Raw genomic sequence first — 1,966 nt, 5'->3', positions numbered from 1 at the left:
TTTATAGCATTTTTAAGTATTTTTACCTTTTGTTCATAATCAGGAGCTATATTCATTCCTCCATCTGTTGTAACTAATAATTTAGGATAAAAATCTGCTTCATAAACCATAACATGGCTAAGTAAGCTATCTGTTCTAAGTCCCCATTCTTTATTTAAAACGGCCTTTAATATTACAGAAGTATCTAAAAGACCCTTCATAACAAAGTCAGCTTCCTTAGAAGAAACTAATTTAACGGCAGTTTCAGCGCATTCTTCTATAGTTTCTTTATCTATTATTTTTATTCCATTTAAATCGAATTTTATTTCTTCTGAGATTTCTCTTATTTTTTGTTCTTGTCCTACTAATATAGGTGTTATTATATCCATTTGGGCGGCACTTTTTATAGCAAGTAGTACTTCTTCATCGTGTGCAGCTGCAACTGATAAAACTACTTTTTCACTGCCCTTTAAAACTTCTAGCATTTGATCTAATTTTTTAATCATTTTATTTTCTCCTTACTGGTATTTGTATTTCTGTAACCATTTCACTTTCACAGGTTATAAGACTTGGGTCTACTAATTGTATTTCAATTGAATCATCTATTATTTCATAATTATTTTCATCTATGTATTTTCTCAATTTTTTATAATATTTTGGAGCATCGTTATGATATCCGTTATATCTAATAGATAAATATTTTGCCTTTGGAAATATCTTTATCAGTTCTTTTTCATATAGACCTTCTTCAACTGTCATAAAAGCACTGTCGTATTCTTCATAAAATTCATTTTTTAAATTTTCTTTAGAAACTGATATTCCAACATCACCATAAGTTAGTGATATCTTATAAGATGATACCTGAGCTAATTTTCTAACTAATAGCTCAACATCTTTGTAAGATATTTTTTCTCTATATTCGATTACACATCTTTGATCAAAATCGAATTCTCTTATTTGATCTAAAAAATCTAATTGTGTAGCATCTTTTATTTGAGATATTTTCTTATTGATATTTAGCTGCATATTTTTTAATTCAGTTATTTTTTCTTCTATAATTTGATTTTGATATTCTAGGGAATCAATTATACTATTTAAATTTAAATCATTTAAGTGATATTTTATTTTATTTAAAGTAAGCCCCAATTCCTTCATGTACTGTATAGTTTCTAGACATTCAAATTGGTCTATTGAATAATATCTGTATTTATTATTTTTATCTACATAGCTCGGTTTAAACAAATCGATTTCGTCATAATATCTAAGTGTCTTTTTGTTTATATTAAATAATTTTGATATTTCACCAATAGTAAAAAATTCTTTCATCTACCACACGCCCCTAAAATTATACTCAAGTCTATTAATCTTCTTTATAAATTCTAGCTTCTTCTTCTCCTTTTAAAACTCTAAGTCCTCCAAACGCAAGAGCCTCTAATTCATTTTCTCCTGGCAATATTTCTACTGGAGCAATAAATTTAACTCTATTTTTAATACTTTCAGTCATATATTTAGAATAAGCTATTCCTCCTGTAATAATTATAGCATCTACTTCACCATTTACAACAGTTGCTAATTCACCTATTCCCTTTGCTATTTGAAGAGCCATAGCATCGTATATTAATTTGGCGTATTCGTCTCCACTTTCTATTTTCGCTTCTACCTCTCTAGCATCTACAGTATTTAGATAAGAGAATATTCCTCCTTGACCTCTAACTCTTTTTTTCATTTCCTTGTGATTGTATTTTCCGCTGTAGCATAAATCGATTACTCTAGTCACAGGTAGCTTCCCTGCACGTTCTGGTGAGAAAGGACCTTCTTCATCAGATATAAAATCCACCATACGACCTTTTTCATGTACATTTAAGCTGATTCCACCACCTAAATGTGCAACTATTAAGTTTAAATCATTGTAATCTTTTTCATTCATTTTTGCATATTTTATTGCCATAGCTCTTGTATTTAAAGCGTGAGTTAAACAATGTCTGTC

General features: G+C 28.8%; 3 protein-coding genes. All 3 read right to left on the bottom strand.

Going from position 1 to position 1,966, the window contains the following annotated elements:
- Positions 1-485: phosphate acyltransferase (locus tag ACI3VO_RS00015; protein WP_439755945.1), on the bottom strand; the 485-nt coding region annotated here is incomplete at its 3' end.
- Position 486: 1 nt separating this feature from the next.
- Positions 487-1,305 carry a MerR family transcriptional regulator gene (locus ACI3VO_RS00010; RefSeq protein ID WP_439755944.1) on the bottom strand — a complete coding sequence of 273 codons (819 nt, stop codon included), beginning with the start codon at positions 1,303-1,305 and terminating at the stop codon, positions 487-489.
- Between the two features lie 34 nt (positions 1,306-1,339).
- Positions 1,340-1,966, bottom strand: a 627-nt coding sequence (locus ACI3VO_RS00005; RefSeq protein ID WP_439755943.1) for a butyrate kinase, incomplete at its 5' end; no start/stop codon positions are given.

Source organism: Intestinibacter sp. (genome assembly GCF_051866655.1).
Lineage (GTDB): Bacteria > Bacillota > Clostridia > Peptostreptococcales > Peptostreptococcaceae > Intestinibacter.
Note: the sequence above shows the minus strand (reverse complement) of the source record. Positions and strands in the feature narration are given on the sequence as shown.

Excerpts from the sequence above, each read along its gene's own strand:
- ACI3VO_RS00010 (WP_439755944.1), bottom strand. The coding sequence starts at position 1,305 with ATGAAAGAATTTTTTACTATTGGTGAAATATCAAAATTATTTAATATA.